We start from the raw sequence: 26,424 nt of genomic DNA on the forward strand, positions 1-26,424 counted from the left end.
ACAACATTTTCTGCATTGCGCGTGCACTCTACTGTGGGCAACCTATGTTTAAGAGTAGGTCCTGGATGAATATGATCCTTGCTGGAAAAGTCGAATGTCGCAACAGCTCCAATCAGATCCGCGGGAACTCCCCTGGCAGTTATTCCAGGCAGTTCATAAGCAGTGGCGCGCCTGCGTTCTGCTGGCGCTGCTGGTTTTGATCAGTTTTGGAGCAGCGATCAGTTTTGATTTCGTCAACTGGGACGATCCCTGGTACGTCATCCATAATCCGCTGATTAAGAGCTGGCATCCCGAAAATCTGCAGAAAGTTGCCACCCAGGTGGTGACCAGAAATTACGCACCGCTGACGGTATTCTCGTTTCTGCTGGATCATAGCGTCTATGGACTCTGGGCCGGCGGATATCATCTGACGAATATTTTATTACATCTGGTCAATGTCGTTCTTGTCTTTCTGCTGATCACGCGACTGACTCAGAACCGGTTACTGGGCTGGGCGACGGCAGCCGTGTTTGCCATTCATCCCGTTCAGGTGGAAACCGTGGTCTGGATCTCTTCGCGTAAGGGGCTGCTGTCCGGCGCTTTTATCCTGGCGTCGCTCTGGTACTGGCTCAGAAAAGATCGCACTCTGGAACAGAATACCTGTGGATTCCTGTGTTTCATCTGTGCCCTGCTTTCCAAGGCTCTGGCAGTGGTTGTACCAGCCATTGTGTTCTGTTACGACTTCTGGGTGGCAAAAGTACCATTCCGGGAAGCAGTCAAAAAACAGATCTTTCCCGGTTGCTGTGCCCTGTTGCTGCTCGTGATTACGATGCTGGCCCAGACCAGTGAACTGGGGGGCGTCCGTGATCACTTTGGTATGAGCAAACTGGAGCTGATTTCCGTTGATACTGTCATTATGTCGAAATACGTGCAGATGCTGCTCTGGCCTGGAACCCGATCCGTACTGTACGATCCTCCGACCAGTGGAATTGCCTGGAATGTCGCGATTTCAGCAATGTGCTGGCTGTTGGCGGCGGTGCTGTTTGTCCGCATGGGGAAGCGGCAGCCGTTGATCTTGTTTGCAGGAGCAACATTCATTCTGCTGTTGATTCCCGTGTTGAATTTATTTCCCATAACGACATTGATGAATGACCGGTATCTGTACCTGCCTTCGATCCCCTTCTTTGCCCTGATTTTTGCCGGTACCATGCAGTTACTGGAGCGATTAAGAGACCGCTTTCTGGTACATGTTTTTCCGCTGAAATCCCGATCAGGATATTTCCTGCCGGCGGTATTTGGCGTACTGGTGCTGTCGTTATTGACGCGTTTCAGCTGGCAGACAGAACGCTATCTGACGGTCTGGCGCGATGGATTGACGCTTTGGCAGTACACGTCGAATCAGGTTCCCGAAATCCCGGTGGTACAGATTCAACTGGCGAACAGTTATCACAGCCAGGGGGATTCAGAGCAGGCAGTCGCAATTCTCAAGCAGGCGCTGAATCAGACGAAGCCGGATGAGCTGGACCTTGAACGGATGCAGCAGAAGATCCAGGAATGGTCGTCTGCCCCCTGACGTTGTCGACAGTCTCTGTTTCGAGTTCGTTTTTGTGATGAACCGGCGGCGTTGATGTGAAACTCAGCACGTTTCTGCGTGCAGGGTGACGGTTCCGACTCCCTGAAAAAATTCAGCCAGACTCGCGTTGCTTTTTTTAAGAAAATAACGGCATGTTGTTTTTTTGCATCATGCCTTTGAATGCTCTGGCTGCGTAGAGTTTTTCGAAGCTTGAGTGTTTCTTTTGATAAACCCGGTGTTTTTCTTAAAAAATCTTTTGCATCTCTGCTTGACTGTCTTAACCCGTGACCTACTTTTAAGTGTGATCAGTTTGCAAGACAAGTTCAAAGTTGAAGCAACGAGCACAACAGCAATGACATTATATCGGAAGTGACTTCCGTTGTTATGTGAATTAAATAACTCCAATACCATTTCTGTATTTCAGTTACTAGATACAGAAATTCTGCTCTTCTTAAGAGGGGGCATATTGGGAGCTTCATTTGAGGATGTTACTCAAAGAAGCAAGTGTTTCGGGTGAGCTGTGGGAAAAGCGAACTAATGGAGTCGCGGCTTTCATAGCTTGGTTGTTTAGTGTCGATACATGTGGTTCATGAGTCGACTCCAATTGGAAAGAAAGAGAGCAACAATGAAGAATCTGACAAAGAGCATTAAGAACTTCCTGGTTTCAGAAGATGGTCCAACAGCTGTTGAATACGCTGTGATGCTGGCTCTGATCGTTATCGTTTGTCTGACTGCTATTCAGGCTGTCGGAACAAACGCCAATGCGAAGTTTGAAGCTGTACGTGATGCATTGACCTAATAGAGGCCAGTTGTATTACCGAAATGTTTATAGAAAATCGCTCAGTCGAATCATCGGCTGGGCGTTTTCTTGCGTATGCGATTCTTTAAGCGTTATGGAATCGCCTGCTGAAAAAAATAAAACATAAGTCTGAAGTGTGTAATTTAATTTGAGGAGAAAGTGGAATGTTTCCCTACTGCTTTGATGCACCGCTGGAGGCCATTCTGGAGTTATTCATGATGATGGCTACCGTCATTGTCTGGTTCACATCTCTGATGACCTGCGGCCGCTGTTAAATCTGATACTGCATCGAAAAAACGTCTATCGCTGAATCGAATGACTCTCCCCTCGGGAGGAGAGATTGCAGCGAACCAGGACGCAGAAGAGATATCGATCCTGTCAGTTTCCGACAACTTAAAGCGTGTTGTGAAACGACAGTTTTTATGACTGGTGGAGTGTCATTTTTAAATTTTGGGTTGATAGAAATCACGAGAGTGCGACAACGGAGCACGGAAACAACAGCCCTGACCCTCAATTTCAAGCTTGATAAAGCACGAGAGTTCTTACCTTCCGGAATGCTGTCAAACTCCGGCAGACACATTCACACCTTCCACATCCGGAAAGCGGGCCAGTAGACTGTGCCAGCTTGCATGCAGCGTCTCCAGGGCCATTTGGACTGCGTATCATGGTTTGCGGGACGCTCTGGTTAAATGTGATGCGTTCCAGAAACCAGAGAAAATTTGAAGATATTCACTCCTCTGCTGAACCTGTGACCTAAGCTAATTAATAAGAATCCAAATCATATCAGTGTCGATTCCGTCGATTGTGCTCCGCATGAGCTGACTGTTGATTCGACCTGAGTATCACTAACAAGAAATATCCCCAACGAAATGCTCTGAAACGCATTTCAGTAAGACACGATAAGAAAGGCCATATTGATGGATTGGCAACAGTTACTTCTCGAGAATTGGCATGTAAAGTTTGTTTCCATTGTCTTGATTTATGCCGCATATATTGATGGGAAAGAATTGCGTGTTCCTAACTGGATCACCTACCCCATGGTTCTCTCCGGGTTGATTTACGTGACCTGGACTGGCGGTCTGGCTGGACTGGGTTGGGGACTGCTGGGAATGGTCGTCGGCCTGGCTACTCTGCTTCCACTGTACAGTGTAGGAGGTATGGGAGCGGGAGACGTGAAACTGATGGCTGGCATCGGTGCCTGGCTGGGTGTGAAAATTACCTTCTATGCATTTTGTGTGACAACTGTAGTGGGAGCTGTCATGGCGATTGGCATGGTGCTCTACCGCAAGAACTTCTACAAACATCTGGGACAGGCCATCATGATTCTTGATGAATGGCGTTCCGTGAAGAACCCTCGCGAACTGTCACGCATCGCCAAGGAACGGAAACCGACCATGTTTCTGTTGCCCTATGGTATTCCCATTTGCATCGGATCGATTGCTTATTTCTTCTACGCAGGACTCCTGTAAACCAAAACGCACACCCTGCCCTCTGTGAAAACAGGGGGTGTGGGTTGTATGTGGTTTTCGGGCGGACCGCGAGAAGCTATGTGTTACAACCAGAATAATTATTTCAAACGATAAAATCGTTATAAATTGAAGCGAAAGCTCTTGAAGTGCCGATGTTCTCCATGATGACAGAATTTTCTGTTCTCTATGGAAAAGAGGCATATCGGAACGCCATTTTGGAAAACCGGCAGATCATCCCGTTCGGGACGAGGCGGTTTTCATGAGAGCTTCGCTGCTATGTTTCTCTTTGATGGGTGACAGAAATGAAAGTCAAGTCGTTAATGATGTTGGTGATCGCCGTCGGTTGTGGACTGGTTGCGATGTTGGGCGTGAGGCAGATCCTCAATAAGGATAACAAGCAGGAAGAAGTGAAAACGGCAAATGTCCTGATGACAATTGCTGAAATCCCGCCTGGTACTCCTTTGAATGAGTCCAATGTCAAATTCAAATCATGGCCGATCGATCAGGTACCTGAAGGTGCAGTTACCAAACTGGAACAGTATAAAGACCGCTCCATCAAGACCCGGGCAGTGCCGGGAGAAATCGTGATGAAAGCGAAGCTCAGTGAACAGGGAGTTCGCGGAGCATCAGTCGAAATTCCAGATGGCAAACGGGTCTTCACGACGTCAGTGGATATGACTAAAACACATAGTGGTTTAATACTTCCCGGAGACTTTGTGGATGTGTATGTAACATTCACAGCCCGCAAACCTGGGGGAGGCATGTCAACCATCACAAAAGTAATTCTGGAACGAGTCAAAATCTTCGCGACAGACCATCTGACTGATGTCGGTGGGACAGAAAGTAATCAGGTGAAATCGAAGAATATTTCACTGCTGCTTTCGCCACGTGAAGGAGCCATGTTGAAGCTGGCAGAGAAAAAAGGAGAAGTTCATCTCGCATTAAGAGCACAATCGGATTCAACTGATTCAGAAGACGTGCAATTTGATGATGACGAACTGGCTGAAGTCTTTTCGATTGAAGGCAGTGAGTACCTGAAAGACGGTGAAGAACCTGCTCAGGGAGATGTGAAGAAAGAAAACAAAGAGGAAGTGGTTCAACAGGAAAAAGGGCCTCAGTCGGCAAAGCAGTTTCTGGATGAAGAGCAGGAACCGCAACAGATGACGTCAACGAGTGCTACTGCAGAGCCTCTGGAAGAACCTAAGAAAATGTGGCAGATTGAGATTTTTTCCGGAGAAGAAAAAATCGTACAGGAAGTCGAACTTCTGGAAGAGGAAATCGAAGATCAGAAAGCTGCATTAAAAGATCTCTGGGAAGTATTTACGACTCAGCAGAAACAGAAAATAAACTGAGATAAGAGACTCCCCTGCTCTCTGACACAGAACAGGGGATTGAGTGCGGGCAGAGAGAATACTCTCAACAAGTTATTGAATGATACCTGTTTTAGAGTGATTTCAGCATTTAAACTGAAATCGCTCAGTAGTAAAAAAGTAAGGGGCACGGATGCTGGCCTTAAAAAAACACATTAGAGTGAAATGTCTGCCTGTTTTTGTCGCATTGGTATGCAGCCTCATTGCGTTGAGTGCATACGCTCAGGATGAGCAACCCGCGCCTCCCGGAGCGAGCGAACCAGTCGTTCAGGTTTCATCTGAAAATATGAAACTGGAAGTGACTGAGAAGTTCTCCAAGATTCTCAAGTTCCCGGGTAAGATCAAACGTGTGGACGGATTTGATCCGACCGTATTGAGCGTGTCGGCTCTCACTCCCAACGAACTCCGAATTCAGGCACTGGTTCCTGGTGTCACCACACTGGTGATTACCGACGAAAATGGAAAAGTTTACACACTTGAAACATTCGTGAGCGGTGATGCACGTCACCTGCAGGCTTATCTGCGGGAACTGTTCCCCACTTCTTCTGTAACAGCCATTAAAGTTCAGGACTCAGTCGTTTTACGTGGCTGGGTGACGGCACCGGAAGCCATTACGGAAATGGTCGAAATCGCCGAACAGTTCTTCCCCAATGGTGTATTAAACCAGATGAAGCTGGCAGGTGTGCAGCAGGTGCTGCTCAAAGTCAAAATCATGGAAGTGCAGCGATCAAAAATCAGACAACTGGGCGTGAACTGGCTGTTCCTGAATCAATCTGGCTATGTTCACAGCAATCCCGGTTCACTGGTACCTTTAACTGGAATTTCAGTTCCCTTTGGTGGACCGCCGGCACTGACCGCGTCTCAGAATCTGCTCGGGAATGCCACGATGGGTTTTGGTCTGGTCAACGATAACAGTATTTTTCAGGCATTCATCGAAGCATTAAAACAGGAAGCGTTACTGAAGATTCTGGCAGAACCGGAACTTGTCACCACCAGCGGCCGCCCGGCTAACCTGCTGTCTGGTGGTGAATTTCCGATCCTGGTACCTCAAAGTCTGGGGACGGTTACGATTGAATGGCGTGAATTTGGTGTTCGCATGGAAGCGGTTCCCATCGTTCTGGGGAACGGACGCCTGCGTCTGGAAGTGCAACCTGAAGTCAGTGAACGGGATTTTTCCAATGCCGTTCAGGTTTCCGGAACAACTGTACCTGGTTTGACTGTCCGCCGTGCGAATACGGCTGTTGAAATGAACTTTGGTGAAACCATGGTCATTGCCGGTCTGATCTCAAGCCGGAAAACCGCCGAAACATCCAAGACTCCGATTCTGGGTGAACTCCCCGTCGTGGGTGCTGCCTTCCGTCGGGTCAGATACACTGAGGGAGAAACCGAACTTGTGATCATGGTGACTCCGGAACTGGTCTCCCCGTTGAAGTCTGGCCAGGTTCCACCGGGAGGCCCCGGACTGTTCACAGCAACTCCCACAGATCGCGAGTTGTATCTGGATGGTGTGCTGGAAGTACCCAGCTATGGGGATAACTGTCCTGATTGTCAGTATTCCGTTCCCGGGCCCATCAGTCCTGAATCGATGATGACTCCCGATTATGTTCTGCCACCCGCTTCAGAATCTCAGGTGCCCCCTGTACCGGCGGCTCCTACCTTTAGCTCAGAAGTGATCAGGAAACCATCGCTTTCACCGGAGAGTATGAAAGCGTTAAAGGAGCACGAAAAAATGCAGAAGACGTCTCCTCAGTCGGCTACCGCGGCCCGGGTGCCAGATCTTTCGAGTCCGAAACAGAATGACTGGAAGGCGAAGTCAAAGACACCTGAACCAAGCGTAAAGACCAGTGCACCCCGTATCAGCTCTCCTGCGAGCAATCAACCGGGACTGATTGGACCGGGGAGTTAGGAGGGATATTGATTTATCTGAGTCTCTTTCTGGCAGGAATTCAACGGAGTCGACGGGAATGTCGCTCAATTCAACAGGATCCCCTTTGAAAAACTTCAAAAAATACGCATTTAAGTTCGATACTATTATAAAGACAGTAGAAACACGAAACCCTAAGTAGAAGTGATTGACGAATGAGTGGAGTTGTCCGGCTTTCGATTATCGATCCCAATGAAGCAACTCGCAATGAGCTGAAAAACATGCTGATTGGCGTGGATATGGTCTGGCTCGAAGCTGAGTGCAGCCGTTACGAGTTCTTTACGGAAGTCGTTTCTCAGACACAGCCTGACATTGCGCTGATTTCACTGGATGCGAATCCGGAAATGGCTTTAAATCTGATTGCCCAGGTGACACGTGATCTGCCCAGCTGTAATGTGATTGTTGTCAGCAGTTCCCAGGAAGGCAGTCTGATTTTAAAGGCGATGCGAAATGGCGCCAAAGAATTCCTGGGATTCCCACTGGTTCTGGAAGACTTCCTGTCTGCTTTAAACCGGATTCAGATTACCTCCGGGAAATCAGAAGGGGAACATAGTGCCCCCCGCTCCAGTCAGGTTATTACCGTCGCTGGCGTGAGTGGTGGTGTCGGTTGTACTTCTCTGGCAATCAACCTGGCCTGCTGCCTGGCAAGCCATGAACGCAACAGTGTGGCTGTGATCGATCTGGATCTGGCTTTAGGCGATACGGACGTCTGGCTGGATATCATTCCAGATTACACAATTCAGGACGTCGCCGAAAACATTGCGAGACTGGACTATTCGCTGCTGAAACGATCGTTGACCAAGCATGCGTGCGGGGCGTTCCTGTTGCCTCGTCCCGTGCAGATGGATATGTCGGTGCAGATTACGACGGAAGTGCTCCGTCGTATCATTGCCCTGCTCAGAGCGACGTTTACCCATCTCGTGATTGATGTCAGCAAGTCGTATAACAGTCTCGATCTGGCTGCGATGGAACTGTCGGATACGGTTCTGTTAACTGCCCAGCTGGATTTACCCTGCCTGAGAAATGTCGTTCGTCTTTCTCAGTTTTTTGACACCAACGATCACATCGCAGAAAAAATCAAAGTGGTGATGAATCGTCTGGGACTGGAAGACACTCAGATCAGTGTGAGTAAAGCACTGGAAACCATCGGTCGCGAAATTTTCTGTCAGATTCCGAATGATTATGCGACAATGGTTGAGTCACGGAACAACGGTATTCCATTGATCATGCAGGCTCCCAAAGCAAAACTCACCAGAACCATTATGGGGCTGGCTGCGAATGTGAGTGGAGAATCGGTCGCAGAACAGGACGACTCGGTTGCCCGGAAAAAGAAGAGTCTGTTTGGGTTCTTAAATCATTCCAAATAGCGTTCCGCAGAACGAAACATCAGGCATCCAGATCAAGATGAGTGCCCCGGTTCCCTTCTGCGTCGGGGTGACGAGTGGAGTGTTCTTCCTGTTCTTCAGTTTCGCTGTGAGCCCCCTGCTCGGCTTCTTCTTCATGTCCTAATGGCATCCGGCCATCGGCATCGCGATCGCCAGAGGCATCAGGGTCACCGACATCATGCAGCCGGTGGTCTGTCATCTCTTTTTTATCGATGGACATATTCTGAGCCGCCGCTTCGGCTTTTTGCTTGTCCACATTGGCGTCACTCCGTTGCGCACCGGCAAAAGAGCTGTTAATGTTGAGGCCACCGGGGTTAATCGAACTCATGGGGACAGATCCTTCATCTGAATTGAAACGGTCTCAATATCAGGTAGAACGTCTGGAGCGGCTGACTCAAAATCAATGACAGACGTAATTTGAAAAGATACTGAAAAAATGTCAATAGAAATTCAATGTTCCCCGGTTACCCAGTGATTTAAGCAGAGCTCGGCTATTGTTCTGCTTTCCAGGAGTTCAAGGTCAGGTGAGCCTGTCCCTGGTGGTGTGTTTCGTGCCAGCAGATGATTTTTAACGCCATCTCGTTGGACCAGCCTCGTTCCTGGAGACCTGCTGGGATCAGATCAAGGTCGGCTTCAGAGATGAGTTGAATGGTTTCCAGTAAATTCTCCCGTGACTGGCTTAACGTATTTTTGATGACTTCGAGAGAGGGAATCTCATCGCCTGCCGTACTCCCCTTCTGGTAGAGGGGAAACAGATCTGACAGTTTCGAATCCGTTTTTCGCAGGCGGTCGGTCGCAAATAATTCTTCTGTGATCGCGATATGCATGATTTGCCACGCGATAGTGGCCCTGCCGGGACCCGGACGGAATGCCAGGGCAGATTGAGGATCAGACAGTGCACTGATCTCATCTACTGTTTTGAGTGTCATGATCCGGTTAAAGTTCAGCAGTTCCACGATGGTGGCAATCTGGATGCTCATGATTTCTGTATACCTTTTGAGGCTCGAACGGGGCTGGTGGTTGTAAAAATCTTTTTTAGATCATATACCTCACAGTCTACTTCTGAAAAGTGCGTGACTATAATATCCGACAGATCACTGCTATACTCGGCTGTTTTTCTGTCATGCTGATCACGACAGTTAACAGAATGGATGTTTTTTCAGTTATATCATAAGGAAACTGCCCGGCATGGGAGTCTCGGCAGAGAAGTACCAGCAGAGTCTGGACTTTCTATTCAGTCGTCTCAATTATGAACGGATGGGGAGTGGCAAATACTCCACCAGTGATTTTAAATTGGGAAGAATGCAGGAGTTGCTGGATTGTCTGGGAAATCCACAATCCCAGGTCCGTTCGATCCACATTGCCGGGACCAAAGGGAAAGGCTCCACCTCTGCAATGATCGCGGAGATGCTCTCTGCAGCCGGTTTTCGCACGGGCTTATTTACTTCGCCTCATATCACCTGTTATGAAGAGCGAATTCTGATTGACGGTCGGCAGATTGAACCAGAACACCTGGTCGATCTGGTTTCGGAACTGATTCCGGTCGTCGAGCAGCTCGACCTGCAACCGGGCAATATGAGCCCCACATTTTTTGAATTGACGACAGCGCTGGCCTGGATGCATTTTCAGCAGCAGCGCGTTGATTTCGCAGTGATGGAAGTTGGCCTGGGAGGGCGACTGGATTCTACCAACGTCTGTGAGCCGATGGTATCAGTGGTTACTAATATCAGTTACGACCATACGGCACTGCTGGGAAATACGATTGAACAGATCACAAGAGAAAAAGCGGGCATTATCAAACAGGGAGTCCCTGTATTCAGTGGAGTCACCCAGCCGGAAGCGATTGCAGTCCTGGAAGAAGTCTGTCAGGAAAAACAGGCTCCTTTATATCTGTTGAATCGGGATTTTCATCGAGTGGATGAGCCACATCAGGGTTTGCAACTTGAGCAGACGGATGGCTCTCGCGTGGCTTCCGCCCAAAATCAACAGAACATTCAGGTAAGAACTCCCTGGTCTCTGATTGATCAGATGCCTGTCACACTATTGGGCACACATCAGCTGATTAATGCGACTCTGGCTGTGACTGTGATCGACTCTTTACGCCAAAAAGGAGTAACGCTGGAGGAAAGTCAGATGCGGCAGGGAATGCTGCGTCTGAAGTGGCCGGCCCGGATTGAACTGGTGCAGAAAAATCCTCCGGTGATTATCGACACGGCTCATAACGGTGCCTCTATCGAAGCGCTGGTTGAAACACTGACTGCCAGTTTCCCGCAAAGCAATCGGATTTTGATCTTTGCAGCGACGAAAGATAAAAATGTCGAAGAAATGCTGGAAACGCTACTCCCCTGCTTTCAGACAGTGATTCTGACGCAGTACCTCTCGAATCCGCGGCGTATTCCCGTGGAAGAGTTAGTGAACCTCACCAGGGCAACGCAGCAGTCGACCGGAAATACGTCACAGGTCATGATCACCGAGAGTCCCGAGGCCGCCTGGTTGCGGGCCAAAGAAGCTGTGACTCCCGATTCTCTGATTTGTGTTACCGGCTCGTTTTTCATCGCAGCAGAATTACGTGAGCTGCTGCTGGGGACAACAGATGCTGTTCTGGTGACCGAACCCTGCTGATCTGATGAGAGGTTTCTCTCCTCAGGCACTATTGTTCTTTTGAAATCAAAAAAGGGCGGGACAATGAACTGTCCCGCCCTTTTTCAATAGAGATTAAAAATATCAATCAGGGTCCCAGGCGGATCGGATTCTTTTTCCGCTTGTTTTTCTTGCCGCGTGATTGGGGCCCCAGCATTTCCGCTTCCATGCCTTCAAAGGCACTCGCGCCTTCAAATCCGAGCTCACCAAATCCATCGGCGGGAGCAGCGGTACGTGCTTCTGTGGCTTCCTTGACCCAGGTTAAGCTTTCGCGTTCACGACCGAATTTCTTCTTAACATCGGCATAGGAACTGGAAACAGCAGGCGGAAGGGATTTTTTCAGGTTACCAAAATTATCAACGATGACTGCTTCCGGTTCGATTGGCAGATGCCCGCGTGTTTTGGCAGGCAGGTTTAAATCGGGATGATCTTCCAGTCGAATGGAAGGAGCAGGAATCGCATCGACGAGGTAATTCTGGGTGTCAAACTGCACGGTTGCCTTCTCGTCGTATTCTTCTTTAGCAACATCGTACAGCTCGGCAACCTGTTCGCCACCGATTTCATCACCAATAGAAGTTTTCAAGACAGACTGAATTGTTGTGCCTGTTTTAGGATACCACTGGTAGATTTCGAAGTTTGCCTGCGTTCCGGTAATCCCGCGAGGGGGACGTACGCTCTGCAGGTAAAAGTGCACGTCTTCCTCAGCAGTGACTGCTGCGGTTTCATTACTCCAGGGAGTCATGCGGGTTTCGCCTTCGGCAACGGCCGGCAGAATGACTTCATCAATAGGACGCTGGAAATTGGGGTTACGGACTACCAGTCGCACACGGTATTTGTAAGTTTCACCTGGATTCAGGTCAAAATCAAAGTAGCGGAATAAAAGCAGACGACCAGCGGCTGTTACATTTGCTTTCAGCTTCTGAATCAGTTTCTTCTCATCCATCGGTTCACCTGGACGGCCCTGGTATTCCTGCCTTACAGAATCTGCCATGCCCTGCACGACCATATCCATTTCGCTGGCACCTCCCCCGCCATACATCAACTCACTTCGCATACCCCGCATATCAAGCTGCAAAGTGGAGAACCCTTTCTGTTTTTCTTTGAAGACTTTTTCATTGGAGTGCGTTTTTTTGTACTGATCCAGGATGCGGCGATTGAGCTCAAGTTCCTGTTCGATTTCTTCCTGGCTCAGAGTAAAGTTTTCCACGCGGGGATGTGTGGCGACTTTATACCAGAATCCGGCGATGCGGCTGGGAAGTGGCATCGTAAAGACACGGTCTGTGATCCCGCTGTTGACGACCTCGGGGTCAAAGTCAGCGCTTTCTTTCAAAATTTCGATCGACGTTTCGATGTCAACGTCTTTCCACTCTCCGGCCCATGGATCATCGCCGGGAATGGCTTTTTTGCGTTGTAGTTGAAAATCGAGAAACTCCAGAATCTTACCTGTCTGCATATTCTGGAAAGAGTAGGCATCGCCTAAAGAACGTTCGAGTTTATCCTGCTGGGTTGCCAGGTCGAAGACACCGCGGACTGCAACAAACCTTAACCCACGCCCTTCGCGGACAGGCCCGGTCATGCCCATACCGCCTTCCATTCCCATCGCATCTGGATTTCCAGCAGCAAACGCATCTGGATTGGCAAAGCCAGGATCCATCGCAGCTGGTTCTCCCGCCATCGCCATTTCTGATTCAGCGGGGATCGCGCCGAATGTCAGACCTGCCATGGCACCACCAGGGCCTCCCATCCCACCGCCCATGCCTGTTGTACGGCGTTTGAAGGCATCATATTCCGGTTCATCCGGTTTTGCTTTTTCACCCTCTGCTGTATTCGATTCTTCGCTGCCTTCCAGAGTTGCAGAAACGGGACGGGTCTGCATGATCACACGGCCGTAAGTCGCAACCAGATCTTCGACGGGTAGAAAGTCGACTTCTTTGGCTTTGGCTTTTTTCGCATAGATGGGCCAGGAGAGCTTGGTTGTAAACATATACGGGGTGACTTCCAGCTGCTTATTCATTAACGTAGCCACTTTTTGTCGCAGGTCATCTTCTTTCAGATATTCCTGGCGGGTTTCTTCAGGCCACTGGCTGTTATTCACCTGGGCCTCTGCCGTGTTAACCTTCTGTTCTAATTCGGCAGGAGTCCGTTTTTCAGTTGTCCACTGAGAGGTGAAGATGACGAAAAATACAAACAATGCAATGAAACCCAAAGCGATCTTCTCGCCATGCGTGATTGCAAATTCCTTGTAATTCATTCCTTTAAGGTTGGACATCAGATTTTTCACAGGACTATCTCCGTTAAGTGAAAATGTTACAGGAGCTGTTCAGCTGCAGCGTCGAGTAAAAGTGTATTATGGATTAACCGGTTCCGCTGGCTTTGGCTCAGCCGGAGGGGGTTGTGTTGTTTCATTAGGATTGGAACCTGCCGCTGGTGCCGGGGTTGCCGGTTCCGCTGGTGTCGTCGTATCACCACCTGGCTCTGGTGGAGTGGTTGCCGCCGGTTGTGCTGGATTTTCACCTGCAGCCGCCGGTTCCGGAGTCGAAGCAGCAGGTGTTGAACCATCGGCAGGTTCTGTAGAATCTGCCGGTTCCGTTGTCCCTGTTGCATCTTGAGGTTGTTCTGCAGATTCGGCTACCGCTTCACCTTCTGGTGGAACGTAAGGTTTGTAGAGTGTCATCAGACCTGCGATCGTGACAACAGCCAGTTCAGGATCATTCAGAGCAGCATCAAGCAGTTTCTTGTTTTCCTGTCCCTGAAGATTTCCTGAGCCATCTACGCCCATACCGGAATCAACTCCAAAACCAGTTGCCGCACCGAATCCTCCACCAGCACCGCCTGCGAAATCCGCTTCAGAGCTGAATCCGCCAGCTCCGCCGGCAGAACCTCCGCGACGCCCTGTTCCACCACCAACACTGGCAATCGGATTCATATGGTCATCATACAGGTCAGCACGTTGCACCCGCACGATTTTTGTCGGCCAGGGCATGCTGCTCAATTGGGCCAGCAGGTTAGGGAGTTTTGAAGACTGGATCGTTGCTTTGAGATAAAAGGCTCTTGTTTTATAGGGGAGTTCTTCTGCGTCATCGTAATAACGTTTCAGCTTTTGTGCACCTGCTCCCCCCATGCCGCCACCGAAGCCGCCAGCCAGGGCTGACTCATCCATGGCCATTTCTGATTCGCCGCCGCCACCGCCTGCGGATCCATCAACGTCATTTCCAAAGATTTTCACGAGGTCCATGTCGACGTCGACTGTTAAAGCGCCATTTTTGCCATCAGCCATGCCTCGCATTCCGCCGCCACCGCCGCCGCCAAACAGGCCACCGCCGCCAGCGGCTGCCATTTCGCCATCCATACCCATGCCACCGTCACCGGCAGGAGCACTACCGTCATCGCCGACAGTACCGCCGCGCAGTTCGAGCACGGAAATCTGTCGAATGGGTGATTCGCTGATATTAGTAGCGCCACTTTCGCTGTTCACTTTGGCAATGGCTTCGAGAATGGATGTGACCAGCCAGACATCTTCCTGTGCATCCCACATGTCTTCCGAGGTCGGGGATACTGTTTTCCATTTATCGAATGGAACATGTGGAATGACTAAGGGATTGATTTCGACCAGTCCTTTACCATCAGTCAGGTTGAATGGATTTGCGAGTTTGTAAGCACGCAGAATCTCGAACTGATAGGCCGAACGATACAGGTTACGGGGTTTAATCGAAATCTCACCACGATAGGGTGTGTCTGTCATGAGGGTCGCGATATCGGGAGGCCAGACAAATAATGCCTTCTGCTTCTCCCAGAGATATTTGGTCGACTCCGCATTGTAATTGCGTTTTTGATCGTTGATCTGTTTGAGCGCCGTCGACCAGGTCTGGTTCGGAGGATTGGGAGGAACCGACGCATCGTTAAAGGCCTGGTCGATCGCAGTCTTTCGCTCTTCGATTTCTTTCGCCAGGCTGCCGGTTGCCATACTCCAGCCGATGACAGGCAGAAGTAACGCGATAAACAGGATGATCCAGAATTTATGAGTAATCAGAGGTTTCAATTTGTCCATGGGGTTGTCCTCGTTTCTCCGAAGAGATGATTTTCTCTTTATGATTTGTACTGACTGACTAAATAATCTCTATTTCTACAGAAGCTGTCGTCGGGTTTAACCTGCTTCTGCAGTTGCTTCTTCCCCTTCTGTCGCAGGAGCTTCCGGTGGATTTTCCTGGCGTTCCAGAACGGGAATTGGTTTCCAGACAAATTCGAGTGTGAATTGAGTCCGTTGCAGATCAATAGGCTTAACTTCTTTTTCAGGTCGATTTGCGCCAATACGGGGACGGCCAACACCTCCGCCGAGCCCTCCGGCAAATGCACTTTCATCGCCGGGCAGAGCGCCTGCACCGCCACCAAGTCCGCCAAATCCGCCTGGTCGTCCGCCGGCAAACCGCCCTTCTCCCCCCTGGGACATGCCGCGAGGCCGACCATTGGGGTAGAATTGGAATGGGTCACGGCTGTCTTTCAGAATGACCGGATGAGTGATCCCCATTTTCCGAACATCAACAGCGGGGGAACCCGGGTTTTTGACAGTCCAGGACTGCAGATTTTTCAGTAGGGTCTCGTGGACGTATAAGACACCGACATCGGTGGTGGGTTTGGATTCGTCGTTATGATAATGTACGCCGTTTAAAGTGAAGATATAACCTTCACCTTCCGGAGGAGTATCCTGATCGATTTTAGGAAGCAGTGACTTTGCCTGTGGAGAGAGCCCCTGGAACCAGGTCCCCAGATCTTTCTCAAATCGGACAGTAATCCCGGGAAGTTTGATCCGGTTGCGTTTATCGATCTGTTCGTTATCAATTTCATCGCCGACATCGCGAGGCAGGCATTCGTCAATCGCTTTGTAGACTTCCAGCCAGTCAGTGCGACTGTCCATATTCCAGACGAGTTTATTGCCCTTTTCGATCAGGTTGGTGTATTCGGTTTTTTCACCTTCATAGGCTGTGTTATAGCCGCCCACCTGTTGTTTCAGGTTCTTGACTTTTGTTTCAACGGTACCAAACCGGTCCTGGCTGACGGAGTTGGCGACATTGCTGTAACCGACTGCGGAAATGCACAGGCCGATCATCAAGGCAGCTGCAGCGACCACAGCCCAGGGCTTTTTGCGTCGGATTTTACGTGCTGTGGCAATTTCAGGAGGCAGCAGCGTGGTGCGAATCGTTGTCTGCTTCAATGCCTGCAGCGCGATACCGTAAGGTACGGTAAATGTGAGGATGTTATCCTGGAACAATGGTTCATTCAGAACGGCATCACCGACGAGCCCCTGGAAGTCATCCAGGCGTTCGACTTCATACTGCAGGTTCTGTTGCAGGAATTTCTGCAGACCAGCCAGTTTAAAACCATTACCGGTACCGTACACTTTTGAGATTTTGGCGTCACGGTTGACACTGGAGAAGTAACCGATGGAACGCTGAATTTCTGAGACATACTCGTTGAAGACCGGTCGCAGTGCCTGAAAGACAGCGCGGGGATCTTCAGAACGGGTGGCATTGCATTTGAGGTGTTCGGCTTTCGCGAACGTCAGCTTCATCTCTTTGGTCAAAGCGCGGGTAAAGTGGTTACCGCCGATGGGGACGTTGCGGATCCAGATTTTATTACCGTTGGTCACCATGAGTGTCGTGCTGTCAGCACCCATGTCGACAACAATGGCCGATTCTTCCGGATTGCCTTCAAAGTCCTGATTGACTCGCATGCCCAGAGAATCGTAACAGAGTGTGTTATACAGTCCCAGTGGAGCGATCTGAATCAGTTCGACTTCAATTTTGCGTTGCAGGAACGGCTGCAGTGCATGCAGCACCTGATCGCGTTTCATGGCGAAGATACCGACTTCGGCATCCAGCATGTAACCACTCTCTTCAATCCCGCCGCCGAGAGGCTGGTAATCCCAGATTACGTCTTCCAGAGCGAAGGGAATCTGCTGTTTGGCTTCGTACTTCACAATCTCCGGAACCCGGTTCGACTGAACGGGAGGCAACTGAATGAAGCGCGCCAGTGAAGTCTGGCCGGGAACACTGATGGCGATCAGGTCGCCATTGGTTTCATTGCGGGACAGGAATGTGTCCAGAGCCTGACCGATCAGTTCATCGGGAACAGCATCGGGCTGGCTGAGAATTTTAGGATGGGGAATGTAATCGAAGGCGACCGCAATCACCTGGTCGGCAGCTTCTGCGTACCGCAGGCGAATAGCCTTTAAGCCGGCCTGGCCAATTTCAATACCCCAAACAGCTTGATTTTCTGCCATGTGTCTGGTTACTCCTGCTTTCCGGACCTGAGCAGACTGCTGGTCGTCAGTTTAAACCGGAATGTCATTAGAAAATAATTTTACGAGGTGAAACTCTGCCGGTTGAGAGAGCTTGAACAACAGGCAGAAATGTATCAGATCTATTCAGTTTCAGTCAGGATATGCCTGGGAATAATTTGTGTAGCTATAATTCCCTAACATAAGGCTATCACAGGATTTCCTATAAAGTCAATGAAATAACTGATGTTTGAAAACGACTTCATAAAAATTAATAGAAACCGTTATAATTGATAACGATTACCAGCGAATGCTGTTATGAACGTCTATTTTCATCACTTCAGAAGATTGTTGTTTTCACTTGATTGGACGGAGCGTGATTTAAAGGAGTTCCCGATAACCTGAATATTACTACGATTTTATCAGTTTTTTTGCTGGATCTGAGAAGCCTGTTTTCAAGGGATCTGCCATTTTATCATGAGGACATCGCATTCTTAACTGTCGATTTCAGTATGAGTTAGACAGTCTTTTCACTTTAACTCGCCACTGAGACAGGCAGCGCTATAGATACTTGGCAATCGTTTGCTTATGCTAATCTGTCTCCCGATTTACTGCCGCGTTCCAGAGTTAAAAGGGGCCGAGTAGATCAGATTCAGAGACGTGATCGGTAAAGTGTGATGTGCTCGTGTTATTGTCGCTGGATAAAGACTCGCCTGGAGGCAGAGTCCCGTTGACTTCGAAATAATTATGTAAAGCATTGTGATTCAATGACATACAATGATATTGTTGTTCTGATTCCCTGCCACAGTCTCGATGATTTTCCTACGGAACTGGATGAAAAAGAGGCAGAGAGTCTCCTGAATGCGTTTGCCGTAGCCTGGCACCCGGAACTGCTTGCTTCCTCACGCGTGATTCCCAGCTGGCATCGTTCTGATGAACCTCCCCAGTTTTTGGCAGATCGGCTGCTGCTCGTTCCCAAAACTTCTGAAGACTGGCTCCCTTATGGCTGGATTGAAGAAGCAGAAGCCAATGGGGCGACGGTCGTCAGCGGGAAAATTCACCGGCAGGAAATGACAGAAGCCGCCCTGCTCCCCCTGCATTCTTCTGATAACGACGAAGAGGCAACTCCGAAACCGGCTCTCTCTGAAGATCTGGTTGCCGATTTTCATGCACTTGGATTCTGCTATATCCAGCTTGAACTGCTGACGCGTTGCATGCATCACTTCAGCAGTCTGGATGAAGCGACGATTCAACGGGAAGCGATTGCGGCTGCCGATGCGGTTCTGGCGGATGATCAGGAAGCGGCACGCGCCCATCTCAAAGCCTGTTTTGAAGTACTGCTGGAAAACCGAGAGCGGTTTTATCCGATCGACTGCTATCTGATCGATCTCTGTCTGCTGACTCCGGAATGGGCGAATGATGCGTTAAAGCAGTCGATCGTCGATGAACGACCCTTCAATATTCTGGTCAGTGGAGACGATCTGGAAACGATCGCCAGTGAGAATTCCGAGTTGATCTCGCTGTTGACCAAAAGTTGTCAGGATCGCGAGAGTGAAGTGATCGGCGGTGAGCAGGATCAGATTTCCACGCCGGTCGTTCCCGTTGAATCTGTAATCTGGCAGTTACAATCCGGAACAAAAACCGCGCAGAAATTAATCGGAATGACGCCGACGACCTGGGCGCGGCGCCGCTTCGGTCTGGCATCCCTGCTGCCGATGCTGTTACATCGATTCGGATTTCATTCGGCTCTGCATCTGGTGTTGGATGACGGAATCTATCCTGATTATGAACAGAGTAAAATTCACTGGGAAGGTGCCGACGGAACGATCCTCGATGCGTTTTCCCGGATTCCCATGTCAGCGGAAGGTTCTGCCGGGTATCTGCGGTTTCCTCAGAGAATGGCCGAATCAATGGAGGAAGATCAGGTGGGCGCATTGATGTTCGCGCACTGGCCCGATGTCAAATCCCCATTTTTTGAAGACTTTAAACGCATCCATCATTATGCCCCCGTCCTGGGCAGCTTTGTGCTGCTGAATGATTTTTTTCAGAACACAGAGTCATCAGGACGGCATTCTTCTTACGATGCCCGGGAATATCTATCCCCCTTCCTGAGTCAGCTGGTCGCGATGCGCAAGCCCGACCCTCTCAGTCGATTTATCAATCATTTTAAACGTCACGACGAATTCACCGCGGGACGCTGGTTCCAAACGGTGGCTCAAGCTATCTATGGAAAACCGATTGAAGATGAAACGTTATTGAAAATCGAACAGGATATTGAGAGGGGCCATCCTGATGCCGATGACGATGCAAAACTACAGGCGGTCCAGTCGCTGCAGGGATTTTGTGATGCAGGTGTCGCACAACTGGCAAAGATCATTCTACAGGGCGCAGAACAGCACCAGAGTGGAACGCTGTTACTAAATTCGCTCTCGTTCTCGCGACGCGTTGTCGTGGATCTGCCTGACTTCCCCCATGAACCGATCACACATCCTGCTGTGAAGGCAACGCAATTTGATGAAACAAGAAAACAGGCGGTCGTGGAGCTTCCTGCTGCGGGCTTTGTCTGGCTGCAGCCAGGTCAGATTTCTGCGACACCCCCCAAAAGCAGTGTCCCCATCGCAGAACCACTGCTGTTAAGGAATGAATTCTTCGAGGTGCATATTCACGAAGAGACCGGCGGGATTGCCCAGATCAAAGAATATGGGCGCAAGCCGAATCGACTCAGCCAGCAGCTGGCGTATCGCTTTCCCTATCAACGTAATATCTCCACACCCGGCGCCTTAGGCGACTGGGATACGAAAACTCCCTACTCGGCGACACGCGCCGTTAAGGCGGAACTTACCTGCGCGGGACCGGGGATGGGGGAGATTGTGACAACTGGCGAAATTTACGACCAGGTCAGTGATACAACACTCGCCACGTTTCGACAGACATTTCAACTCTGGCGCGGACGACCGATCCTGGATGTGAAGATCGAACTGGAAGTGCAGACGTTGCCTGACGGGAATCCCTGGGATCATTATTATGCCGCCCGCTTTGCCTGGGGAGACAGTACGGCTTCGCTCACGCGGTCTCTGCTGGAAAGTGCGCATGCGTTTCAGGGAGAACGCTTTGAAGGTCCGCACTACTTTGAAATTGCGGAAGGGGAAGAACGGGTTACGATTTTGAATCATGGTCTCCCCTTTCATCGTAAGACCGGTCCCCGCATGCTCGACAGTATGTTGATTGTGGAAGGGGAAACGAAACGCGAATTTCAGTTCTCAATCGCCGTGAACCAGAATTTCCCGATGCAGCTCGCGCGGAATGTGATGGTGCCAGTTGGAAATTATCCGAGCCAGATCGGTCCTCCCCGTATGGGAGATCAGGGGTGGCTGTTTCATGTCTCTGTGAGTAATGTGCAGATTACCCGCGTGATGGATCTGCTGGAATCGTCACACGAATCCTCCCCTGAATCGTCTGGTAAACCTGCAGGATTTGCCGTGCGTCTGATTGAAACGGAAGGAATCCACCGCTCGGTGAAACTCAGATGTTTCAAATCTCCCGTGAGTGCCCGGCAGCGGGATTTTCATGGTAAAACTGTTGTGGAACTGCCTGTCGAAGAGGATGCCGCACTGGTGGAAATGTCCCCTTATGAAATTGCAGAAATTGAACTTATATTTCAGGAATCCGTTTGAAAAATGATCGTGACGATTGATGGTCCCGCAGGTTCCGGGAAAAGTACAGCTGCAAAAGGACTGGCGGAAAGACTGGGGTTTGAATTTCTGGATACCGGTGCCATGTACCGTTGTGTTGCCTGGGCTGTGATTGGAGAACAGGTTGACCCGACTGATGAAGCTGCCGTCGTGCGCGTCAGTCAGCAGATCCAGATTACATTTTCTGATGCCCAAGTACTGGTGAATAAGGAAGAGGTCACAGGACTGATCAGAACCCCCGAAGTGACTGAGGTGGCTTCCATCGTTGCCCAGTATCCGGGGGTGCGTGAAGAACTGGTCCGACTGCAACGCGATGCTGCTTCAGGTACGAATATTGTCAGTGAAGGTCGCGATCAGGGGACGGTGGTCTTTCCGGACGCCTTCTGCAAATTTTTTCTGATCGCTGATCCCGAGGAGCGGGCGCGGCGCAGGCATGAAGAACTGCAGTCGGAAGGGAAAGACATTACGGTCGATGAAATTCTGCAGCAGATCTATCAGCGCGATCAACGAGATGAACAGCGCGACGTCGCCCCCTTGAAGGCGGCAGACGATGCGCTGGAAATCAATACTTCTGTTCTCACGATTGATGAGGTGTTAGATCAGCTTGAGCAGACCGTTCGTGAACGGATCGGCTCAAGCTCGCAGTGATCTCTCTTGCATTGATTTTTTCTACGATCAGAACTGTAAAGTCAGAGTCGCAGTCGTGCGGCTGTCCATCAGGTCTTTTCTGTTCGAAATCGGAAATTCCCAGACGCCGGCTACCGACAGACACGAATTGAGCCGGTAGTTGGCTCCGATGGCGGTCGTGACTACATTATTTCCCGCCACACTGGATGAACCCAGGTTGATCCAGTCGCCCCCTTCGATGTTTAACGGCAGGGCCTGACCGCTCTTGGTATATACGATCCCGTTCAGTTCCGCGACTGCTGACAGTTTGCTGGTCACGGGATGATCGTAGTGAATGCTGTAATAGATGGACTGAGATTCTTCAGCAGTATCGCCGGGTACATGGTAGCCACTGGAAGCGATCAGGTGACCGCAGCCAATCTGCTTACCGATGGAGACATAGGGAGTCCAGACACCATCGCCATTTCCCTGGAAGACACGAGAACTGCCGTTAGTGGCTTCATAGATCAGTCCACCCGATAAGAGGAACTGATTTTCTACATCCCGGATCAGAACATACTTGAGCCCCAGTCCGATGTCGGACCAGCCTGTTCTGTTGCCGATACCGCGTGTCTGCAGCGTGTTGTAACCGTCTTTAACAGCAATAATCGAAAGTCGTTCATTTAACGCGATGCCCAACTGGAGGGCGTAAACCTGCAGGTCCCCTGCACCGAGTACCGGAGTCTGGGAATCAATCATCTGATTGATAAAGATACCTCTGACATAGGTCAACGATCGCGGGTCGATCGACCAGACCGGATTACTGACGGGCATGACAAAGTCATCAAAGCAACGGTCACTGGGGAATTTATTCAGTAATGGAATCCGATCGCAGAGCGTGCAGGCATTGCATTCACAGGGATTACAGTTGCAGGCCGGAGTTTGACAGGTACAGGTCGGACAGGTGCATCCAGAACCAGAGGGACAGAGAGCCGTCTGTTCCGAGGGCGCGGTAATCAGCAGGTCCCCGGTTTCAGCAGGAGGCGCCAGCTCTGTTGAAGGTTGTACAACAGGCAGCGCGGGAGTCGTCGCAGGATCCACAAGGGGAGGTGCCGGAGCCGGATCCAGTTCGATGACACCCTGAGAGAACACCTGTTCCAGAGTCTGAGGCTCTGCCGTTTCTTCGGCGTAAATTGCCGAAAGGCCGGCGTGTAATGTAAACATGGTCAATAGCAGCAGCCCGAACCTCATGTTTCCCCCCTCCTGGAAATGAGATAGTTTAGCGAAATTCGCCTGTTTTCTTTATGTTTACTATCGTATCACAGACGTTATCGACACTCCTTTATAGGAAGAATAGGTATATAAGATGAAGTTTATTTGTTTTGTCGGATTGCATGGAAATACTGCAGGCAGTGGTTGTTACAGTTAAATAAAAAAGCACGCCATTTCGACGTGCTTTTTCATTCGGGTTTACCATCATTCTGAAAGAGATTCAGCCTAATGCATTAACTGCTTTTCGAAATCAATATCGTATTTTTTCATTTTCTTATACAGCGTGGTCCGGTTGATCCCCAGGGCCTTCGATGTGTTCTGGCGGTTCCAGCCATTCGCTTCCAGCGCTTCAATAATGATCTGTCGTTCCGGGTTAGCCAGCGCGGTTTTCAATGAGCCGTTACTCATACGATTTTCCGGAGAGAGCGAGTAAGACTGTTCCTGTCGAATCTGTTCCGGCAGATCGTGCATGCGGATATAGTCGCCTTTGGTCAGGACGACGCAACGCTCTACAACGTTGATCAGTTCACGCACATTACCCGGCCAGGAGTATTTCAGCATGGCCTGCATGGCGGAAGCGTCAAACCCGTTGATCGATTTTCCGATCTGTTCGTTATAGACCTTAAGGTAGTGTTCGATCAGCAGAGGAATATCACTGATACGTTCCCGCAAAGCAGGCTGCGTCAGCGTGATCACATTGATTCGGTAATAGAGGTCCTGTCGGAATTCCCCTTTCGCCACCATTTCTTCCAGGTTCTGGTTGGTCGCGAGAATCAGTCGAATATCAACAGAATGGGTCACGTTGTCACCGACGGCTTCGAATTCCCGATCCTGCAATACCCGCAGCAGTTTGACCTGCAGGCTGGGTGATGCGGTTGCAATTTCGTCCAGGAACAGTGTGCCGCCATCTGCCTGAAGAAACTTACCGATTTTGTCGTGAGACGCTCCGGTAAATGCACCGGCTTTGTGACCGAACAGTTCACTTTCGAGTAAGGTATCGGGCAGTGCACCACAGGCGACTTCGACGAATGGTTGATTGCAACGATCGCTTAACTGGTGGATCGCCCGGGCAGTCATGGTTTTCCCAGTTCCGTTTTCTCCCAGAACGAGCACGGTGGTACGGGTATCAGCCACGCTTTCGATCAGGTCGAACATTTTCTGCATTTTGTAGTCCTGACCAACAATGTTTGAGAGACCGAATCGTTGATCAAGTTGTGCTTTGAGTGATTTGTTTTCTTCGACTACTTTACGCTGGTCCAGGCAGCGTTCGATCGTCAGGCTGAGTTCTTCATCAATGACAGGCTTGGTCAGATATTCAAAGGCACCCAGGCGGATCGCTTCGACGGCGCTTTCAATGGTTCCGTAACCAGTAAGCATAATGACCGCCGTATCCGGTGCATGGTCTTTGACCCATTCGAGCAGGTGGAATCCATCCTGGTCAGGCAGGTTCACATCACAGACGACGACCTGAAACGGGAATTCTTTCAGTCGCTCAATCGCATCCAGGCAGGTGAGAGAAGTTTCGGTACGATGTCCGAGGCTGCGCAGATAATCAGCCATTGCTTCCAGAATATATTGATCGTCATCGACTACCAGTAAGGAACCAGAGTTTGTCTTCATTGAATTATGTCTCGCCAAAGTGTGCATGTTAGCTGTAATCGTCGTACAACTGTGTCGTGGGTAAAAATCAGCCAGTCTGTGACCGAATTTACAATCTGAATTGAAAATCTGTTTAAGGGCCCGGTGGGAAATCAATCCATGATCTCGGCCGAACGAACTGCTGGATAAATCAGACCTCGTTACAGAGGAGGTGCAGATCCAGACTTTCATGTCAGACATAGTTGTCACCGGACCGGTGAGGAAATCACCTGAGGATGAAACTGGGAGTCAAACATAATGAAGGGATATTCAAACATAGATCACAGGTTTCAATCGGGCAACATGCGCAACGGGTTCTCTGTTGTTTTCCTGAATCAGTCTTGTGGAAAATATCAGACGATGTGCTCCAGGATGTGTGTTTCTGAACACTTTTTGTAGTCTTTAGCGTGTCGTGAAGACAGATTAAGACGAAAAATTCGATTCTACCGGCTTGTGAACGGCACGTCACACTGGCCTTTCCTGCTTAGAATCCCTGTATTTGTCAGGTTGGTTATAACTGATACTTTCGCAGGCAAATTTCCATGTTTGCCAACTTTCACTATTTCAGGTTAAGTCGGGACAGAATCTGTTTTGGGTAGAATGCCATGAAAGGTCGTTTTTTCTCGTTTTTCATGTGAGAATCCGGTATCAGACAATGAAATTCCGCTTAAAACAGGCTGATTCATCGAAGAAATACCGATTGAGAACGAATGATAACTGTAAACACAGCCTTGAGATGGTGCGCTTGTACTGCTACTATTGGGGCTTACGTGGAAAGAATCCAGACTGTCAGAAGGCAGGTCGGGTGGTCCTGCCGTGCACAATTTCCGCATTCGACTGGTTCTATAATCGTTCTAACTGCAGAGAACACGATTAAAGTCAGCAGTTGGTACGGAAATGGTCTTTATTGTCGTGGCGTGTGACCAGTCAGCCTTTCCGATAAACAGGGTATGAATTTCCTGAAGATAGCCTCTCGTATCAGGCTCCTCAAAAGATAACAGCCGAGGAAGGCACCCGGCAGGTGTGGACCCGGTCAAGAAAGTGGGAGTTGTCCGTTGTTAAGAGCGATAATTAGTGATATTCACGGTAATCTCGAAGCGCTGGAAGCGGTTCTGGCAGATATTGACAGCCGTGAGATCAGTGAGATTTATTGCCTGGGCGATATTATCGGCTACGGCCCGAATCCGCGCGAGTGTATTGATCTGGTGAGAAAACGCTGCCAGAAATCATTACTGGGTAACCATGATCAGGCCGCTCTTTTCGATCCGGAAGGCTTCAATGCAGGGGCTGAACGGGCCATCTTCTGGACGCGACGCATGCTGGAGACGGGCGATGCTTCCAAGAATCAGGATCGCTGGGATTTCCTGGGCGAGTTACCCCGCATGATTCGTGAAGACAAACTGCTGTTTGTGCACGGTTCGGCACGGAATCCACTGAATGAATATGTGTTTCCGGAAGACATCTATAATCAGCGCAAGATGGAGCGGATTTTTGGCCTGGTCGATCAGTACTGCTTCCAGGGCCACACACATATTCCTGGAGTTTTCACAGAAAGTATGAATTTTCTTGCTCCAGATGAGATCGATTACGTTTACCCCTTCGGCCCGGAAAAATTCCTGGTGAATGTGGGCTCAGTCGGTCAGCCCCGTGATGCAGACAATCGGTCTTCCTATGTGATCATCGATGATGAGAAAGTCAGTTTCTGCCGCGTCGAATATGATTTTAATACGACCGCTGAAAAGATTTACGAGATTTCTGATTTAGACAACTTCTTAGGCGACCGCCTGCGGGATGGTCGATAAC

The 26,424-nt window shown here is 49.8% G+C and carries 17 protein-coding genes; 10 read left to right on the forward strand and 7 right to left on the reverse strand.

The window, feature by feature from the left end; all coding sequences use genetic code 11:
* The first annotated feature begins 94 nt into the window (after positions 1-94).
* From ACN0YN_RS05460 to ACN0YN_RS05485, 6 genes are all read left to right on the forward strand, one after another.
* Entirely contained in the window at positions 95-1,552 is a 1,458-nt protein-coding gene (locus tag ACN0YN_RS05460) for a hypothetical protein (RefSeq protein WP_417383980.1), read from the forward strand.
* A gap of 625 nt (positions 1,553-2,177) precedes the next feature.
* Positions 2,178-2,351, forward strand: a complete 174-nt coding sequence (locus tag ACN0YN_RS05465) for a Flp family type IVb pilin (protein WP_002649391.1) — start codon at positions 2,178-2,180, stop codon at positions 2,349-2,351.
* Positions 2,352-3,268: 917 nt separating this feature from the next.
* Complete coding sequence (locus ACN0YN_RS05470; protein ID WP_417383981.1) at positions 3,269-3,820, forward strand: A24 family peptidase; 552 nt, start codon at positions 3,269-3,271, stop codon at positions 3,818-3,820.
* Between the two features lie 302 nt (positions 3,821-4,122).
* The gene (gene cpaB / locus ACN0YN_RS05475) at positions 4,123-5,172 is read left to right on the forward strand and encodes a Flp pilus assembly protein CpaB (RefSeq protein WP_417383982.1); all 1,050 of its coding nucleotides are present in this window, start codon (positions 4,123-4,125) and stop codon (positions 5,170-5,172) included.
* A 151-nt stretch (positions 5,173-5,323) separates the two neighbouring features.
* Complete coding sequence (locus tag ACN0YN_RS05480; protein WP_417383983.1) at positions 5,324-7,096, forward strand: type II and III secretion system protein family protein; 1,773 nt, start codon at positions 5,324-5,326, stop codon at positions 7,094-7,096.
* A 173-nt stretch (positions 7,097-7,269) separates the two neighbouring features.
* The gene (locus ACN0YN_RS05485; protein WP_417383984.1) at positions 7,270-8,481 is read left to right on the forward strand and encodes an AAA family ATPase; all 1,212 of its coding nucleotides are present in this window, start codon (positions 7,270-7,272) and stop codon (positions 8,479-8,481) included.
* Between the two features lie 19 nt (positions 8,482-8,500).
* Here ACN0YN_RS05485 and ACN0YN_RS05490 read toward each other — a convergent pair whose 3' ends face one another.
* The gene (locus ACN0YN_RS05490; protein ID WP_417383985.1) at positions 8,501-8,827 is read right to left on the reverse strand and encodes a hypothetical protein; all 327 of its coding nucleotides are present in this window, start codon (positions 8,825-8,827) and stop codon (positions 8,501-8,503) included.
* Positions 8,828-8,990: 163 nt separating this feature from the next.
* Positions 8,991-9,479 carry a DinB family protein gene (locus ACN0YN_RS05495; protein ID WP_417383986.1) on the reverse strand — a complete coding sequence of 163 codons (489 nt, stop codon included), beginning with the start codon at positions 9,477-9,479 and terminating at the stop codon, positions 8,991-8,993.
* A gap of 208 nt (positions 9,480-9,687) precedes the next feature.
* On the opposite strand from ACN0YN_RS05495, the gene ACN0YN_RS05500 reads away from it, so the two are divergent.
* On the forward strand, positions 9,688-11,121 hold the full coding sequence (locus ACN0YN_RS05500) for a bifunctional folylpolyglutamate synthase/dihydrofolate synthase (protein ID WP_417383987.1): 1,434 nt from the start codon (positions 9,688-9,690) through the stop codon (positions 11,119-11,121).
* 106 nt (positions 11,122-11,227) lie between these two features.
* Here the strand turns inward: ACN0YN_RS05500 and ACN0YN_RS05505 are convergent, their stop codons facing one another.
* The 3 genes from ACN0YN_RS05505 to pilM all read right to left on the reverse strand — a co-directional run bounded on the left by ACN0YN_RS05505 (position 11,228) and on the right by pilM (position 17,416).
* The gene (locus ACN0YN_RS05505) at positions 11,228-13,408 is read right to left on the reverse strand and encodes a hypothetical protein (RefSeq protein ID WP_417383988.1); all 2,181 of its coding nucleotides are present in this window, start codon (positions 13,406-13,408) and stop codon (positions 11,228-11,230) included.
* A gap of 78 nt (positions 13,409-13,486) precedes the next feature.
* Positions 13,487-15,187 carry a hypothetical protein gene (locus ACN0YN_RS05510; RefSeq protein ID WP_417383989.1) on the reverse strand — a complete coding sequence of 567 codons (1,701 nt, stop codon included), beginning with the start codon at positions 15,185-15,187 and terminating at the stop codon, positions 13,487-13,489.
* A 96-nt stretch (positions 15,188-15,283) separates the two neighbouring features.
* Entirely contained in the window at positions 15,284-17,416 is a 2,133-nt protein-coding gene (gene pilM / locus ACN0YN_RS05515) for a type IV pilus assembly protein PilM (protein WP_417383990.1), read from the reverse strand.
* A gap of 764 nt (positions 17,417-18,180) precedes the next feature.
* On the opposite strand from pilM, the gene ACN0YN_RS05520 reads away from it, so the two are divergent.
* The gene (locus ACN0YN_RS05520; protein ID WP_417383991.1) at positions 18,181-21,087 is read left to right on the forward strand and encodes a hypothetical protein; all 2,907 of its coding nucleotides are present in this window, start codon (positions 18,181-18,183) and stop codon (positions 21,085-21,087) included.
* A gap of 3 nt (positions 21,088-21,090) precedes the next feature.
* A complete protein-coding gene (cmk, locus tag ACN0YN_RS05525) occupies positions 21,091-21,753 on the forward strand; it encodes a (d)CMP kinase (RefSeq protein ID WP_417383992.1) in 663 nt (220 codons plus the stop codon).
* 27 nt (positions 21,754-21,780) lie between these two features.
* On the opposite strand, the gene ACN0YN_RS05530 is transcribed toward cmk, so the two are convergent.
* Together ACN0YN_RS05530 and ACN0YN_RS05535 are read right to left on the reverse strand one after the other, a co-directional pair.
* Positions 21,781-22,962: a hypothetical protein gene (locus ACN0YN_RS05530; RefSeq protein ID WP_417383993.1), complete on the reverse strand. Its 1,182-nt coding sequence runs from the start codon at positions 22,960-22,962 to the stop codon at positions 21,781-21,783.
* Positions 22,963-23,208: 246 nt separating this feature from the next.
* Entirely contained in the window at positions 23,209-24,603 is a 1,395-nt protein-coding gene (locus ACN0YN_RS05535) for a sigma-54-dependent transcriptional regulator (RefSeq protein ID WP_417383994.1), read from the reverse strand.
* A gap of 1,073 nt (positions 24,604-25,676) precedes the next feature.
* On the opposite strand from ACN0YN_RS05535, the gene ACN0YN_RS05540 reads away from it, so the two are divergent.
* Positions 25,677-26,423 (forward strand): metallophosphoesterase family protein, encoded by a 747-nt coding sequence (locus ACN0YN_RS05540; protein WP_417383995.1) that lies wholly within the window; start codon positions 25,677-25,679, stop codon positions 26,421-26,423.
* Position 26,424: the final 1 nt, after the last annotated feature.

It is taken from the genome of Gimesia sp. (genome assembly GCF_048260065.1).
In the GTDB taxonomy this organism is placed as follows: domain Bacteria; phylum Planctomycetota; class Planctomycetia; order Planctomycetales; family Planctomycetaceae; genus Gimesia.